Origin of the sequence: Acetomicrobium sp. S15 = DSM 107314 (genome assembly GCF_016125955.1) — a bacterium.
GTDB lineage: Bacteria > Synergistota > Synergistia > Synergistales > Thermosynergistaceae > Thermosynergistes > Thermosynergistes pyruvativorans.
In genome coordinates, this window is sequence record NZ_JADEVE010000221.1 from 48,139 (window position 1) to 63,988 (window position 15,850).

The 15,850-nt window shown below is 57.1% G+C and carries 16 protein-coding genes and 1 pseudogene; 12 read left to right on the top strand and 5 right to left on the bottom strand.

The annotated features are described in order from the left end of the window. Positions 1-12 precede the first annotated feature (12 nt). The 12 genes from EZM41_RS06525 (at position 13) to EZM41_RS06580 (ending at position 12,143) form a co-directional block, all read left to right on the top strand. On the top strand, positions 13-249 hold the full coding sequence (locus EZM41_RS06525; RefSeq protein WP_198470339.1) for an alcohol dehydrogenase: 237 nt from the start codon (positions 13-15) through the stop codon (positions 247-249). 12 nt (positions 250-261) lie between these two features. Then, positions 262-687 (top strand): GNAT family N-acetyltransferase, encoded by a 426-nt coding sequence (locus tag EZM41_RS06530; protein ID WP_198470322.1) that lies wholly within the window; start codon positions 262-264, stop codon positions 685-687. A 156-nt stretch (positions 688-843) separates the two neighbouring features. Continuing rightward, entirely contained in the window at positions 844-2,046 is a 1,203-nt protein-coding gene (metK, locus tag EZM41_RS06535) for a methionine adenosyltransferase (protein WP_198470323.1), read from the top strand. Between the two features lie 5 nt (positions 2,047-2,051). Further along, positions 2,052-2,726 carry a ComF family protein gene (locus EZM41_RS06540; protein WP_198470324.1) on the top strand — a complete coding sequence of 225 codons (675 nt, stop codon included), beginning with the start codon at positions 2,052-2,054 and terminating at the stop codon, positions 2,724-2,726. 31 nt (positions 2,727-2,757) lie between these two features. Then, positions 2,758-3,078 (top strand): hypothetical protein, encoded by a 321-nt coding sequence (locus tag EZM41_RS06545; RefSeq protein ID WP_198470325.1) that lies wholly within the window; start codon positions 2,758-2,760, stop codon positions 3,076-3,078. Positions 3,079-3,167: 89 nt separating this feature from the next. Beyond that, positions 3,168-3,458 (top strand): flagellar biosynthesis anti-sigma factor FlgM, encoded by a 291-nt coding sequence (flgM, locus tag EZM41_RS06550; RefSeq protein WP_198470326.1) that lies wholly within the window; start codon positions 3,168-3,170, stop codon positions 3,456-3,458. 4 nt (positions 3,459-3,462) lie between these two features. Beyond that, positions 3,463-3,912 (top strand): flagellar export chaperone FlgN, encoded by a 450-nt coding sequence (gene flgN, locus EZM41_RS06555; RefSeq protein WP_198470327.1) that lies wholly within the window; start codon positions 3,463-3,465, stop codon positions 3,910-3,912. A 13-nt stretch (positions 3,913-3,925) separates the two neighbouring features. After that, positions 3,926-6,409: a flagellar hook-associated protein FlgK gene (flgK, locus tag EZM41_RS06560; RefSeq protein ID WP_198470328.1), complete on the top strand. Its 2,484-nt coding sequence runs from the start codon at positions 3,926-3,928 to the stop codon at positions 6,407-6,409. A 24-nt stretch (positions 6,410-6,433) separates the two neighbouring features. Further along, positions 6,434-9,406, top strand: coding sequence for a flagellar hook-associated protein FlgL (gene flgL, locus EZM41_RS06565; protein WP_198470329.1), 2,973 nt, complete (start codon positions 6,434-6,436; stop codon positions 9,404-9,406). A gap of 146 nt (positions 9,407-9,552) precedes the next feature. Beyond that, on the top strand, positions 9,553-10,320 hold the full coding sequence (locus tag EZM41_RS06570) for a coiled-coil domain-containing protein (RefSeq protein ID WP_232619141.1): 768 nt from the start codon (positions 9,553-9,555) through the stop codon (positions 10,318-10,320). After that, positions 10,301-11,335, top strand: coding sequence for a FecCD family ABC transporter permease (locus EZM41_RS06575; RefSeq protein ID WP_232619142.1), 1,035 nt, complete (start codon positions 10,301-10,303; stop codon positions 11,333-11,335). Before EZM41_RS06570 ends, EZM41_RS06575 begins: the two co-directional genes overlap by 20 nt. Then, complete coding sequence (locus EZM41_RS06580) at positions 11,322-12,143, top strand: ABC transporter ATP-binding protein (protein WP_198470331.1); 822 nt, start codon at positions 11,322-11,324, stop codon at positions 12,141-12,143. Before EZM41_RS06575 ends, EZM41_RS06580 begins: the two co-directional genes overlap by 14 nt. On the opposite strand, the gene EZM41_RS06585 is transcribed toward EZM41_RS06580, so the two are convergent. From EZM41_RS06585 to porA, 5 genes and pseudogenes are all read right to left on the bottom strand, one after another. Further along, positions 12,079-13,878 carry a ferrous iron transporter B gene (locus EZM41_RS06585; protein ID WP_198470332.1) on the bottom strand — a complete coding sequence of 600 codons (1,800 nt, stop codon included), beginning with the start codon at positions 13,876-13,878 and terminating at the stop codon, positions 12,079-12,081. The two genes, EZM41_RS06580 and EZM41_RS06585, sit on opposite strands and share 65 nt — an antisense overlap. Continuing rightward, positions 13,875-14,126, bottom strand: coding sequence for a FeoA family protein (locus tag EZM41_RS06590; RefSeq protein WP_198470333.1), 252 nt, complete (start codon positions 14,124-14,126; stop codon positions 13,875-13,877). The genes EZM41_RS06585 and EZM41_RS06590 overlap by 4 nt, the downstream gene beginning before the upstream one ends. A gap of 207 nt (positions 14,127-14,333) precedes the next feature. Continuing rightward, positions 14,334-14,525, bottom strand: coding sequence for a hypothetical protein (locus EZM41_RS06595; protein ID WP_232619143.1), 192 nt, complete (start codon positions 14,523-14,525; stop codon positions 14,334-14,336). A 54-nt stretch (positions 14,526-14,579) separates the two neighbouring features. Further along, positions 14,580-15,557, bottom strand: a complete 978-nt coding sequence (locus EZM41_RS06600; RefSeq protein WP_198470335.1) for a thiamine pyrophosphate-dependent enzyme — start codon at positions 15,555-15,557, stop codon at positions 14,580-14,582. 13 nt (positions 15,558-15,570) lie between these two features. Next, positions 15,571-15,850: pseudogene (porA, locus tag EZM41_RS06605) on the bottom strand (pyruvate ferredoxin oxidoreductase); the annotation flags it as partial.

The following is a 15,850-nucleotide window of genomic DNA, read 5'->3' on the forward strand; positions in this document are numbered from 1 at the left end:
GCGCGATTGAAGATGCTGATCGTTGCGTGTCAAGTCTGCGGTGAGGTGAAGGTCCTTGCCGGGGCGCCCGATTCCGACGGTATGGCTCGTATACACTGGGTGTGTGGGCAGTGCGGCAGCGGCCAAGTGGTTCAGGTTCCGGTCAAGCAGGACGCGCGTGGCGATTTGCGCCGGATCATAGGCGGGCTTTGCGTTACGAAGTGCGGCGAATATGTGACCGCAGAGGGATCGTCGGAGGAAGAGGGGTAACCCGACAGGGCGATGCCCAAGACTGAGGGGTACCTTTTCTACGACAGTGCACGCGCCATCACTCCTGAGGAGCTGCAGGAACTCTATCGCTTTGCCTACTGGGGTAAAAGCCGCACAATAGACCAGATAGCGCGCATGCTGTCTAACAGCAGTATGTGTTTTTCCGTGCGCCACGAGGGGAAGGTCGTCGCCTTTTGCAGGGTGCTCACCGACTTCGTTTTTCGCGCCTCTTTATGGGACTTTCTCGTCCATCCCGATCACCAGGGCAAGGGCGTCGGGTCTGCGCTTGTCGATTACGCTTTAAATCACCCGGCCATCAAGGATATTCCGCTCATCATCACATATACGCGCGATCTGGCCTCTTTTCTCGAACGCCACGGTTTTGAAGGCGATGAAGGCGCTTTGATCTTACTGCGGCGCCCTTTGGAATATTCGTGAGGGGGCTTGACAGTTTACCTCTAAGAGGGTATAAGGAACGTCGTCAAAAAATAACCCCCGCATAGGCGGGCCCTGGATGCTGATGACATATCGGCGCTGGGGCTTTTGTTGTGAGCCCAGGAGGCCGTCTAAGGGGGAGTCTGGGAGGTGTTTCTCATGCCCGTGGGGCGCTTCCTGGTAACTTCGGAATCTGCCACCGAAGGTCACCCTGATAAGTTGGCCGATCAGATTTCAGATGGCATATTGGATGCCATACTGACCGAAGATCCGATGGGGCGTGTGGCTTGCGAGACGTTGGTCACGACCGGCTTGGTTATGATAGCCGGAGAGATAACTACCAGTTGTTACGTGGATATACCTCGACTTGCGCGCTCAATAGTAAAAGATGTGGGCTATACCAGGGCCAAGTACGGCTTCGACGGTGACACCTGTGCCGTCGTCACTGCCATAGACGAGCAGTCTCCGGATATCGCCCAAGGGGTCAACCGCGCCTTAGAGGTGCGGGAGTCCGAGATGGACGATGACGAGATAGACCGTATAGGTGCCGGCGATCAGGGCATGATGATAGGATATGCCACCAACGAGACCGAAGAGCTCATGCCTATACCGATAACGCTCGCTCATAAGCTGGCCAGGCGGTTGGCCTTCGTTCGCAAGGCCAAAACTCTTCCTTATCTTCGCCCGGACGGCAAGACACAGGTGACCGTGGAATACGAAGCGGACAAACCTAAGCGCGTTAGTGCCATAGTGGTATCGGCCCAACACCATCCGGCGGTAGAGCAAAAACAGCTCTGCGATGAGATAAAAGAGCATGTCATCGATGTCGTTGTCCCTCCCGAGATGGTGGACGAGCGCACCAAGATATTCATTAACCCCACCGGGCGTTTTGTGGTCGGCGGGCCTCTTGCCGACACCGGCCTCACGGGGCGGAAGATCATGGTGGATACTTACGGGAGCGTGGTGCCTCACGGGGGCGGCTGTTTTTCGGGGAAAGATCCTACGAAGGTGGACCGCACCGGAGCATATATGGCCAGATACGCGGCCAAAAATGTGGTCGCCTCGGGGTTGGCCGATAAGTGCTTGATCCAGGTCGCCTACGCCATAGGCGTAGCCAGGCCTTTGGCCATCTATGTCGATACGTTCGGGACCGGCAATGTTTCCGATGAGGAGATAACGCACCTGGTGAAGGAGCATTTCGACTTTCGCCCTGCCGCCATGATCCGCGATCTGGATTTGAGGAAGCCCCAGTACAGACCCTTGGCGGCTTACGGCCACATGGGGCGGATCGACCTCGACCCGATCCCTGCGTGGGAGCGCACGGATCGCGCTCAAGACTTGCGCCGAGCTGCGGGTGCTTAGGCACGTTGCACAGGCGTTATCTTTTCGGTATTTCGAGGACTTTCTTGGATGTGGCGAGCCACATGGTCTTTCCCGTCCATTGTCCGGTTTGCGGTAAGGCAGGCGTGGTGGCGTGTCAGGCCTGCCTTGATGCTCTCATCTCGCCTAAACCTCCCAAATGTCTCCTTTGCGGTAAGTCCTTCCCGTGCCCTTCACATCCTGCGTCGCCGGCTCTTCTTTTCGGTGCGTTGCACGACGGCAAGGCGCGTGATCTCGTTTTGCGCCTCAAGTACGACGGATATAAGGCTTTGGGAAGGGAAATGGGGCGCGCCTTGGCGAGGAATTTGCGAAGGCCCGAGGGAGAGCTGCTCGCTCCCGTGCCATTGCACAGGCGGAGCGAACGACCGTATAACCAAGCCCGCGCACTGGCTTGTGGGGTTTCCGATGTATGGGGAATCCCGACCGAAGAAGGGCTTAAGTGGATCGCGGATGTGGAGCCCCAGACGAGACTCGGCGCTTCCTCCCGCAGGACCTTGCCCAAGGGCGCGCTCGAGTGGAGGGGTTTGCCCTTGAATGGGAAGGCCGTTATAATTGTCGATGACGTATGCACGACGGGCTCTACGCTTTCGTGCGCGGCATGCGCCGTCGAGAGGGCCGGCGGCTTTCCAGCGGCTGCGATTGCTTGGAGCGTCTCGCTTTGAGAGACGACTCTTGCGTAAAGGGGGTAGGGAGTTGGCGTGCAAAGAATTGAATCAACAGGGTTTGCAAATGCTCACGAGAGAGATCGTCGAGACGGCTCATCCGCTTAAAATAGTGCTTTTCGGGAAAGCGGACGAAAGTGGGTGGACGAACGACCTCGACTTGCTCGTTGTAGTGCCCGAGGAGGTCTCCCTCAGGCAGACTGCCTTTATGCTGCGAGAACGCATGCGCTGCATGGCCGTTCCCTTTAAGCTCATAATAACTACCCCCAACGACTTAGAGAAACCAAAACGCCCCCTCGGTCTGATCTACCGCCACATAATTGAAAGCGGAAGGGTGATTTACGCTGCTTAAAAAAGAGGGGAAGTGCCTCTAAAGCCCTCGTCGGCTGTGGCCGAAACTTATATGTCTTGAGGGTGAAGAAAGAATGGCGGGTGAGCGCTATGATAGACAAAATTAGAGGTATCTTCGGGACTCAGCCGGTGGATAAGGTAAGGCAGCAGAAAACAGAGGTCAAAGAGCGAAAGGATAAGGCCGACGGCGTCGAGGTCAGCCCTTTCGCCAAAGAGTTGGCTGCTGCGTCCGCTGAGATGAAAAAGATCCCCGATGTGCGGCAAGAGAAGGTAGAACAGATCAAAAAAGAAATAGAAGGCGGAACCTACTCTCCCGACTTGCGCGAAGTAGCGCGGAGGCTTTTTCTGGCCGGCATATTGAGAGAAGACAAGGAAAGTTAAGATTATGTCGGCAGAAGGTTTGATTAAGTCTACACTCTCCCTCATCGAGGAGATTGAGGCTACGGTTGAATGTTTGGTCTCGCAGAGAGAGGCGCTCACCAGCGGGCGCCTCTCTGACATACAGGGCCTCCTCCAAAACGTAAGGCACGTCGCGGTTAAAGCGCAGGAGGCGGAGAGGGATCGCCACCTGAAAGCTGTGGCATTGGCTAAGCAGTTGAGGTGCGATCCTTCGGCTCAGGCAATAGCGTTGCGTTTGCCCGAAGACGAAGCGGCTTCACTTGCGAGTGCGGCTAAGCGGTTGGATATAGTCGTGAGGAAGTTGCGTTCGGAGTTGGAGATCTACGGACGCCTCTTGGAGGAAAGCTCCACCTTGGGCGAATTGCTCATTTCGCGCTGGCGCGAAATCGGTAACGGTTTCGGGGGCCTCAGAGGCGGTTTTGAGGTAAGGGGTTAGGGGGGGAAGGCGGATGATCAACTCTTTCTTCGGCCTGGAGATGGGGCGCCGGGCCATGGATTATTTCAGGCGCGGCATGGAGACGGCGGGGCACAACATAGCCAACGCAGACGTGGAAGGGTATTCCCGCCAGCGGGTCGAGGCCTCCACGACAGAGCCGTACACGGTTCCCGGTATGAGCCGCCCGGAGATCCCTCTGCAGATCGGGACAGGTGTCAAGGTCGATGCGATAGTCAGGTTGCGCGACGCCTTTTTGGATGCCCAATATAGAGAGGAAGCGTCTTTGCAAGGCTACTGGGAGGCCCTCGAGCAGGCCATAAACAACATCGAACTCTTCGTGAACGAGCCCGCCGGCGAAGGTTTATCGAGCGCCTTAAACGCTTTCTGGTCGGCCTTGGAAGAGCTGCAGAAGCGCCCCGAAAACAGCGCCGCTCGCGAGGGAGTGATCCAGAGCGCCCAAAGCTTAACCGTTTTTCTCTCACAACTCGCTCGAAACTATGACCAGTATAGAGTTTCTTTGAACAACGATTTGAAGCTCTCCGTAGAAGAAGCGAACTCGTTGATAGACCAGATCGCCGCCCTGAACGGAACCATCGCCGAAATCCAGGCGGTGGGCGGCAACCCCAATGACCTGTTGGACAGGCGCGACCTGTTGGTGGATAAATTGAGCCTTTTGCTCGATGTGTCGGTGGCATCGACAACCGATCAGGCCGACGGGGACTTCAAGATAGACCTCCACGGCAAGACTTTGGTGCAGGGAACGCAAAGCAGGCACCTCGTGCTCGTCTCTATGGCGGGCAACGAGGGATACTACGACGTGCAGGTCGAAGACAACCTCTTCGATCAGGTGTCAGATCCCTCCGTCCTCCTGGCTATTGTCGAACAGCGCGCTGCGGAGGCGGTTCATTCCGTCCGGGTAAATCGCCTGGCCACGGAGACGGCGTGGAAGGTCGGCTCTACGGGTGGGCTTTCAAACGTCACAAGTCCCGACCAGGCCTTGAATTTGCGAGGCTCCTTTGGCCTTCAGGTCAGTTCGGGCGGCGTAATTAAAAACTCCATCAGCTTTGCCGACTCCGGCGGTAGAGTCTTGGGAACCCCCGGGCCGGGAGAGCCCACGGAGTATTCGTTCCGCCTCGCTGCGGGTGGTTTTGAAAGCGTTGTTACAGTGAAATGGAATAGCACCGATAATAGATGGGATATTTCAGACAACCTGGGCAATACGAATAGTGCCGGAAGCGACCTTTACCTTGCGGATTTAGAGGGCTTTGTCAACAACCATTATTCGTCCGACCTCAATGCCTCTGTGGATTCCTCTCGCCTCGTGCTCGAATCTGTCGATCACAACCTCATATCCATGACCGATATCAAGGGAGACCTTGCATCGAAAATGGGCCTTGCCGATGCGGGCAAAACCGTGACGATAGACGTAGTGGAGGAAGACACCCTTCAAACGATAGCTAACAAGATAAACAGCGCCTATGCTGCCGCCTCCGGAAGCCCGAGCGCTCCGGAGGAATGGCTTAATGCCTCCGTGAAGGAGTCCATATACGGCTCTTACTATCTCGAGCTCGAAAGCCACGTCGTGGGCGAGGCCTACCGCATAAATGTCTTGGGCGACGAGGGAGGAAGCTTCTATGCGGCCCAAAACCTCGGCCTCACCGACGGAAGCGGGAGGACCAACGTCATAGAAGCCGCCGAAGACGCCCTCTTCCTCTTTGACGGAAGGGAATACCTGTCGTCGAGCAACGCCTTCAAAGACGCCAGGCGGATCACGCCCGACGACGGCTACGCCGCGTCCACGTTAGAAGAAGTGTCTCCGGGGGTGCGCTTGACGCTTCAGTCGACCGGGGACACGAGCATAACCGTCCTCCACCACGTCAAGGGAGGCAAGATCCTCGGGTTGCTCGAGGCCCGCGATGACATCATTTTGAGCCACCTCGACAGCTTTGACGAGCTGGCTTACCGCCTGGCGCTCGAGTTCAACGCAATCCATCGAGCCGGCCACGGCATAGGTGACAACGCCGAGCTCACCGGCATATCCTTCTTCAAACCCCTCCCCTCACTCGCGGGAGCGGCCGAGGGCCTTTCCGTAAACAGCGCACTAGTCGAGGATTCGAGCCTCATAGCCGCTGCCAGCGGCGACGGCACGGGGCACAGCGTCGGAAGCGGAGACGGGTCAAACGCCCTTCGGATGGCGCAGCTGAAGCAGAGCAAGGTCTTGAAGGGCAGGAGCGCGAGCTTCAACGAGTTCTATGAATCCTTCATTGCTACCCTCGGCGCTCAAGGGCAGCGGGCTCGCACCATGGCCGATAATCAACGGGCGCTTATGAACCAGATCAACGCGCAAAGGCAGTCGGTCATGGGCGTGAACATCGACGAAGAGATGATGGACATCATCAAGTTTCAGCAGGCTTTTAACGCGATGGCTCGTTATATTACGACCATCGACGAGATGCTCGACGTCATCGTGAACCGAATGGGCATAGTGGGCCGTTAGCGCTTTTTGCAGGAGGGGATCGAAATGAACCGCGTAACCAACTCCATGATGCAGCAGGTCTTTCTTTCGGATATGCACAAAAACCTGACTCGCATGTTGGACCTTCAGAGGCAGATGTCCACGGGCAAGCTATACCAGCGTCCCTCTGACAACCCGATCGGCGTGGTGCGCGAGCTTTCGATAGACACCTCCCTCGTGGAAAACCGGCAGTACATAAAGAACTTGGACGATGCCATCTCCTGGCTCTCGTACACCGACAGCGCTTTGGACCAGATCACGAACGTGGCTCAGCGCCTCAGAGAGCTCGCCATATACGCCGGAAACGGTGCCCTTTCAGATGTCGATCTGGACGCGATCGCACAAGAGGTCGAGCTGTTGCAGGAAGAGCTTCGCCAGACCGCAAACTATGAGGTGGAGGGAAGGTTCATCTTCGCCGGCCTCGCCACCGGGGAGAGCCCTTTCGTCCGAGACGAGCAGGGTCACGTAGTTTACCGTGGCAACCTGCGCAACATAGCGTTCGAGGTCGGGCGGTTCGAGACGGGGCAAGTCTCTGTCCATGGGCGCGAGGTGTTTCCAGAAAACGAGAAGCAATACATCATAAAGAGCGTTGACCTCCCTCTCGACTTTCGATGGGAAGGGCGGAGCGAAATACTCCAATTTCAAGTGGGCGACCGAGTCGCAAAGGTTCGCATACCCGAGGTGTGGTCGGACGACGACAGGAGCGACACTACACAAAACCCCGATTTCAACGAGTTTCGCGACCCTGGCGAAATAGGCGGCTATTCTTTGGATGAGATCGCCGAAATTATAAACAACTCGCTCGATATGGGCGACGTGGGGCGGATCGTCTCCGTCTATGTGGAAAAAGACGCCGGCCGAGGTGTACAGCGCCTCGTCTTTAAAAGCCACACGGGAGAGCCCATCCAGGTTACGGGTTGGCCCGAGACGGACCCAGAAGCCGCGGAAGAAGGCGTTAAAAGCCTTCCTGTTGGCACTGGATGGTCGGCTTCTTCAAGTGGCGAAATCACGATAGAATGGAAAGACGGCACTTCGCAGTCCGTGACGATTGAAGCCGGCGATGACCTTGACCACGTGCGCCAAAAGTTTTTGGCGCTTCCAGATGTGGGTGCCATTGTAGATGGCGACAACCTCATCGTGTATAGCCGCACGCCTGGCAGGTCCTTTGCGCTCCGCACGAGCGGCTCCGGTACGGATCTCTTTGCCGACGGAACGACCTCGCAAGCCTTAAATCGCCCGAAAGACCACAGCCACATCGACCTTGCGTCACTTTTGGGCATGGAGACCACGCTTAAAAGCACAGAATTTAATTTCCTTGGTTATGACACCGTAACCAACCCGCTCCACTGGAAGATCAAAAGCGGTTCCAACTCGGCCGAGTTATTTATCAACTACGACCCAAATCTCACGGCGGAGGAACTCGCCGCTCGTCTCAGGAACGTAGCGGGCGATTGGCTCGAGGTCATCGTCCAGACCGACGAAAACGAGCCTTCTTCGGGCTCGTCCCCGCACTCAGGTGACAACGAGGAAGCTGCTACGACGCGCCTGATTTTGAGGACCAAAACGGGTGAGCCTTTGACGATTTATGACGGCGAGTCGGCAGGGTTACAATATGCTGCTAAACTTGGTTTGTCCACGGCCTTGACATCAGACGTTGCTTCACTAAATTTCCCTGCCGGCGTGGACCCGAACATGCCCATGCTCATGTCCGTCTTCGTGGGCGATAAGGAATTCTCGGTAAAGATATATCAGGACCAGATTTTAAGCGGCCTCGACGTGGCGAAAGAGATCGTCCGCCAGGTGGGTGAAGACCTTTTGGGCGTCGACGACTTCGGCGACGCGACCGGAGCCGGGGGTTTTGCGCTCTATGCCAAGACCGGTGAGCCGTTAAGGATCGTAGATCGCCCCTATGGAGACCCGACCTTGGCTAACTATTCAGCAGGCCTTGCCCTGCAGCTTGGGATACATGCCGGGATCATCGGCGATCCCGTGGCCCAAAATGTTCCTTTGAGCGACGGAAGCTTCAAGATCGTAACGCTTGGCCATACGGTTGAAATCCCGGTCTCTTCGACCGATTCTCCCTTAGACGTGGCGCGCCGCATCAGGGAGTTGGCCGGAGGGTGGCTCGACGTCACATATTACGACGGCGATATCTCAAGCAACAGTAATAATATCCGTTTAGCCATAGCCGCCAAGGACGGAAGCCCTTTGAGCATTTACGACATATCTGGCGGCAACGCCGAAGCCCTCGAAATCGACAATTCCGTCAGGGTCCAACTGGAACCTTCTCTTCCTACATCTGGAACGCTTGCCATCACCGTGGACGGCTACACTCACAAGATAGACCTCGCGCAGGCCGACCTCGACTCTTCCGGCGTCGTAACGCCACAAGAATTGGTGAGCGTCATCAACGCCCGCTTTCAGGGGCAGGACGTCAGGGCCGAGCTCGTTAGCGAGGGCGGAAATGATTATCTCGTCCTCTTTTCTCCTCGGGGTCTTACGATAAATGTAACAGATGACCCAAGTAACAGTGTATTTATTGATGACCCGGTTTCAGGTAATTCAGTTTCGTCTGCAAACCGCGGCGGCTCCGGCCCGTCAAACCAAGTTTTGGCGCGCCGCACGGCGGCAAACCAAAACGAGACCGATTTCTTCGGCCTGTTGGAGGACTTATCCGACGCGATACGCTCCGGAGACATAACCGGCATATCCGACTCCCTGTTGCCCAAGATCGACGCGTTTACGGATAACCTCTTCAAGGTTCGCGGGCGCGTAGGGGCCCTACAACTGCGGTATGAGACGAGCCGGAAACGTTTGCAACAGAACGACGTATCCCTCCAGGAGCTGCAAAGCAAGATTTCCGATACGGACCTGGCTGAGGCCGTGACGCGCTTTCAGATGGCCCAAGCCGTGTATCAGGCAAGCCTTGCCACCATCGCCCGCATAATCCAGCCGACGCTCGTCGACTTCCTGAGATGAGCAGCCCTCTTGGCCTGCAGGACGGTCGCCCGCATTGTGCGCCTCGGCATTGGCGCGCAGTGCGGGCGATTAACTTGCAGCTTGCGCCCGCCGTTGCTATAATGAAAACGACGAGGTTTTCGGCAGTGCATATGGGGGGAAGAAAGATGAAGGCTTTTAAAAGAGGGCGCTTGGGACATTTAAAACTCATCGGAATGACGGTCGCGATTTTAGCCTTTGCATCTTGTGCAGTGGCCGCTCCTTATGATCAGATACTTCAGCGGTGGACCAAGACCAACCAATATAAGAACGACATCGGGGCGGAGATGTGGATAAGCGCTTCTTACTATGCCGCGGAGTATATCGAGGCTCTCGTCCAAGCCGAGGCAGACAAAAACCTTTGGACGGAGGACGAGCTCGAGCGCTACAAGTATGAATTGCTCAAAGCGCTGCAGCTCGAAGAGTATTTGCCCTTCAGGATAGAGTTCGACAACCGCGCTTCGCCCATCAGCATGGCGCCCTTCGATGAACAAGTTACCCTGTGGATCGGCAACAAGAAATATAAGCCCATGGACTACGATAAGCGGTTCAACTTCAGGCTCTCCGGCAAGCGCGACGGCATGGTTTATTTCCCGCGCTACGACGAGAAAGGGAAGTCCTTGCTCGACGGCGTAAAGACCGTAAAGCTTGAAATAAATGGCAACATCAGTCCGGTCACGATAGGCAGGAGCATCGAGTTCATGTGGGACGTGAGCCGGGATGACCCGGAGAGGCTCTTCAGGGGAAGGGCCGCTGCGCAGCTTGAGCTGGATCGCCTCATCCGCAGGCTGGAGCAGCTGAACAAACAGCGCGCTGAGTTAGAAAAGCAGCTGCAGGAGTTGACCGAGGAAATAAACCGCGTTCAGACCCGCGTAGATGAGTTGCAGAGGCAGTAGTGATTGCCGAAACGTTAACAAAAAAGGGGGCGGACGTTCCGCCCCCTTTTTTGCGCTCCTCTTTGCCGCGGTATTGGCGGTCTCACTCGTCGTGGCAATTTCTGTGGGCGACGTGCCGCTGGGCGCTGGTGAAATATCTCGAGCTTTGGTCCTGGGAGTGCTCGGCAAGGGCAGCGGGCTCGCGCACGCCATCGTATGGCAGGTGCGGCTGCCTCGTTCTTTGGCTGCGGTCGCGGCGGGCGCGACCCTCGCCGAAAGCGGCGTCGTATTCCAGGGGCTCCTCTTGAATCCGCTGGCTGAGCCTTATACGCTCGGAGTGGCCTCCGGCGCGGCCTTCGGGGCCAGCCTTTCTATAGTGTTGGGGTTATCCTTCGTGACGCCGCTCGCTTTCGCGGGAAGCCTCTTATGTCTGGCCCTCGTGTGGTTTATCGGGCGCAGAGGCGACTCCGTCGAACCAGCGAGGCTCATTTTGGCGGGCGTAGTGGTGGGAAGCATCCTCGGCGCGGCCGTCACCCTCCTAAAGGCCTTGGCGGGGCAGCAGGTCGCGACTGTCGTTTTATGGCTCTTGGGGAGCTTTTCTAACGCCACGTGGAGCGAGGTGCCGTGGCTCTTTGCCTCGTCGTCCATTGTTTTGCTTTTGGGGCTGTTTTACAGCCGTGCCCTTGACCTCGTGGCTTTGGGCGGAGGGAGGGCGGCGGCGCAGGGCGTGGACGTGCGGCGCATGAGAGCCCTCCTGCTTTTGGTCTCCTCGTGCGCCACAGCCGTCGTCGTTTCTTTTTGCGGCGTCATAGGCTTCGTGGGCCTTTTGGTTCCCCATATGGCGAGGCTTATCTTCGGCCCTGCCCACGGGCGGTTGCTCTGCGTCTCCTGGCTGATCGGAGGGATCATCATGCTGTACGCCGACATCGCCTCTCGTCTGTTGGGCGAACTGCCGGTGGGCGTCATCACGGCCGTAGCCGGTGGCCCGCTCTTTTGTGCGCTCCTGTGGAGGAAACGCGATCTTGCTCGAGGTTAAGGACATTTGCGTGTCTTATGGAAAGAAAAAAGCCGTGAGGGGCGTGACCTTCGGCGCTGCGGCCGGCAGGCTGATCGCCTTGTTGGGACCGAACGGCAGCGGCAAGAGCACGATATTGAAGGCTTTAGCCGGGATGCTTCCGACCGAAGGCGGAAGCGTGCGCGTTTGCGGCAAGCCCGTAGAGGGCTATTCGAGGAAGGCTTTGGCTAAAGCCGTGGCGTTGCTGCCGCAGAACAGCGGTTTTTATGCCCCTTTTACCGTGCTCGAGGCCGTTGCCATGGGGCGCTTCCCGCATTCGTCTTCCCTCTTCGGACCCCCGAATGAAGACGATATGGCGCTTTCGCGCGATTTACTCGTCAAACTCGAGCTGAAAGGTTTTGAGGATCGGCTTGTGACGACCCTCTCCGGCGGTGAGGCTCAGCGCGTTGCGATAGCGCAAACCCTCGCCCAGGATACGCCGATTTTTTTGCTGGACGAGCCGACGAGCGCCCTTGACCCCAGACATGCCATACTCGTCATGGAACTGCTGCGCTCTTTGGGTTCGGGAGGTCGCTTAGTTATAGCAGTCCTCCACGACGTAAATTTGTCGTTGCGCTTTGCAGACGAATTGTTGTTTTTGAAAGATGGCGCGCTCATGGCTTCTTGCGCCCCTGGGGAGGTTGGCCCGGAGCTGCTCGAGGCGGTCTACGACATCCCCTGGGCGGTGGAGGAATCTCCAAAGATAGGGCGCGTAGCTTTTCCCGTCAGTGAGCCAGGGAGAAGAGAAAGTTCAGCGCTCCCCCTGCTGCGAGCGCGGCGATTATCATGATCGCCAAGGCCTCGAGGAGGCGCTTGACCCCCAATTCCTTGAGCAGCACCACAAAGGTGGCAATACACGGGAAGGTCATGGAAAGCGTCACCGAGGCCACCACGAGCTGATGCGGTTCGAGCCCTAAGGGGAGCAGAAACCCTACCGCTACGTCTTTGCGCAAAAAGCCGAGCAATATCGGGCCTGCGGTCTCCGGCGGCAAACCTAAAACGCCGTCGAATATCGGCGCCGCTGCGCCGGTTAAGACGTTTATGATACCGCTCTCGTAGAGAAGGCCCGCGATCAGGATGCCCACGAAAACCAACGGGATGGCATCCGTAAAGAACTCCTTCGCCCGGAAGAAGAGCTTGGTCGCAAACCCCCTGAGCCTCGGCAGGCGATACGGAGGGATCTCCACTACGAGCTCCGGGCTGTAGCCGGGAAGCGCCGCGTGCAGTATCCGCCCCAAGATGAGCCACGCCGCGAAGAGCGTTCCGTATACGGTCAAGACGTATTTCAGGCCATATGCCCCAAGGGTGCCCAATATCATCGCCTGAAGGCCGGCGCAAGGGACGGCCACGGAAATGAGCGTGGAGGCTATGAACCGCTCCCTTTCGGATTCGAGGACGCGGGTGGCCATGATGCCGGGCACGTTGCATCCGAGCCCGAGCAGGTTTGGCACGATGGCATAGCCGTGGAGCCCGAGCCTGTGGAGGAGCGCATCGAAGACGACGGCGAGCCTGGGCAGATAGCCTATATCTTCCAATATGCCCAAGGCGGTATAAAACGCCAAGACATATGGAAAAACCATGACTATGGGCACGTATACCCCCGTGGAGAGCACGCCGAAGCTCTGCTCGAGGTCAATTTCTCCCCCTATCAGCGAGCCGATGAGCAGACTGTGCAAAAGGCCCTCCCCGCCGAGGGCGATAGAAAACTTCTCGAGCAGTGGGAGCCAGAAGGCGTCGAAGATCGGGTCGAGCACGTAGTTTATGAGGCCCTCTCCTATATATCGAATCGACAGAAAGCTGATCGCTAAAACGAATGCCCCCAATATGCCGCCCCAGAGAGGGTGAACGCTGATGTCTTCGATCCTGTCTTTGAACGTGTGGTGGCGGTGGCTTATGCGCTGGACCCTCGCAACGATCTCGCCTATTCTCTGCCATCGCTCCTCGTTGGAAGAATGGTGAGGAATTACGACCCTGGCTTCGCCGATGGCCCGCAGCAACTCTTTGATCCCCACGCCTGATACCGCCACTGTGCTCACTACGGGCACCCCTACTTCCCTCTCCAAGGCCTTTTCGTCGATCTCTATGCCTTTGTGACGCGCCTCGTCCGACATATTGAGCACGAGCACGGTGGGAAGGCCTCTTTCGAGGACTTGAAGGGCCAGAAAGAGGCTGCGCTCGAGGGCTGTGGCGTCGAGGACGACTATCACGGCGTCTGCCCCCTCGTCCAGTATGCGGCACGCTACCTCCTCTGCCTCGTTTGTGGGTTCAAGCGTATATGCCCCTGGGACGTCTATGAGGCGGTATGCGGCTTCGCCGAGTTGCAGCCTGCCCTCCGTGAAGCCGACAGTGGTCCCGGGATAGTTCGACGACAAGGCGTGCACGCCGGTGAGGCGAGAAAAAAGGGCGCTCTTGCCCACGTTCGGATTTCCCATCAGCAGGATGCGTCCTTTGTATCCGGCCTTCCCTTCCGTTGCGGAAGCGAGTGGGCATAACTCCTTGTTCTGGCAGCAGCTGCACCCCTTCATTCGTTTTCCTCCCTGGAAGCTGGCCGCACTTTTATTTTAGCGGAGATGCCATGGCCTATCGCGATCTGCCTTCCGTCCAGCGATACGGTTATGGGGCCATGGAACGGCATCCCGTAGACTTTTCGGATCCGCTTGCCTGGTCGCAACCCCATAGCCTCGAGTCTCCTGCCGCTCTCCCCGTGCGGTAGCGACGATATATACGCCTCGGCTTCGTCCGGCAGTTCGTTCAACGACACCTCCACGTTCATCTCCACCTTCTGTTTGTTAGTTGTTTTTGTTGGTAAGCGTCGCTTAAGGATGAATCAAAAGTTAGGCATACCAAACTTCCAAATCGAGCATACAATACCCTTGCTTTATTGTCAACCCTCGCCGAATTTATTTGGGGTGCTTATGCGGCACGAGCGTGCAAAAAAACGAAAAAGGCGGGGTACATTCTCCTACCCCGCCTCCTCTCTTTAGAGCTTAATGGGATCGCAAAGATTTTCAGCCTCGGCGGCGGCCCTGCCACACCTCTTGCACAGGAACTTGGCGTCCTTCACGAGGCTTTTGAAGCCCTCTACGTCCGCGTCGAGCACTCCCATGTTGTGCAGGTAGCAAAGGTGGTTCTCATGGCCCGGGTGCGGTCCATGTGCTTTGACAGAAGCCATCTCCATCCCTCCCCTTCGCTTTTTTAAAATTATATTGCATATGGAGCCCTTTGGCTATTTCCTTATAGGCTTGTCCTTGGTGGCTTCCTCCAGCGCCAGCAATCTCTCCCAGCGAGCGTCGACGTAGGCTTGCAATTCGCCCACGATTTTATCGGCATCGGGCCTCGAAAGGAGCGGTCTGAACCTCCCCTGACTCTTTAGGAACTCCTCCACGGGCTTGAAGCTCTTGGGTTTTCTCGTGACCCTGTAAACGCCCTTTTCCACCTCATAGAGCGGCCAGTAGTTGCTCTCTACGGCGAGCCTCGCTATCTTGACCGTATCGCTCTCCGGCACCCTCCAAAAGCGCACGCAGGGGGACATCGCCGCCAAGAAGGCGGGGCCTTGGAAGTTCAGCCCTTTCTCTACCTTGTTGAAGAAGTCGACCGGATCCGAAAGTGACACCGTGGCGGCGTAGACGTTTTCGTGGGCCGCTATGATCTCGACGATATTTTTCTTGAGCTGAGGTTTGCCCGGGATTACCTTGCCGACCGGGGCAGTGGTAGTCTGTGCGCCTGGCGGGGTGGAGCCTGAGCGCTGGTTTCCCGTGTTCATATACCCCTCGTTGTCGTAGAGGACGTAGAGGAAGTTGTGCCCTCGTTCCACGGCGCCCGAAAGCGATTGTAAGCCGATATCGTAGGTGCCGCCGTCACCGCCGAAGGCTATGAAGGCGTAACGTTTATCTTGGGGGATTTTGCCCCATTTTTTCAGCGCCCTCGAGGCCGTCTCTACGCCGCTCACCGTGGCGGAGATGTTTTCGAAGGCGTTGTGGATGTAGGGAATGCTCCAGGCCGTATAGGGATAGATGGTGGTAGAGACCTCAAGGCACCCTGTGGCAACCCCTACCAGGGGGTCGTATCCCAGGTGCTTTGCCACCATCAGCACGAACTTGGCCGTTATCGGCGCTCCGCAGCCGGGGCAAAGCCTGTGTCCTTGGGTGATCCCTGGGTTTTTCTTGTCGAATTCCAGCGCTAACTCTTTCATTGTGATGGGCATAGGTATTCCTCCTTTACTCCCTCAGTCCCAGATACATCTGTTCGTCCGCATTCAACTTGCCTTTCAAGGCGTCATCTGCGGCTTGCCTGATGTCTTCGGGCCTTATGTCCCTGCCGCCCAAGCCGTAGATGTAACTGCCCATCGCGGGCCGGTGGACTGCGTTATAGAGGGATGACTTTACGGCTTCGTAGAGCGGAGCCTCCGCGCCGAAGGATGCGGCGCGGTCCAGCACGACTACGGCCTTCTTGCCGTCCAACGCTTTTCTGATCTCCTCTTTGGGGAAAGGCCTGAAC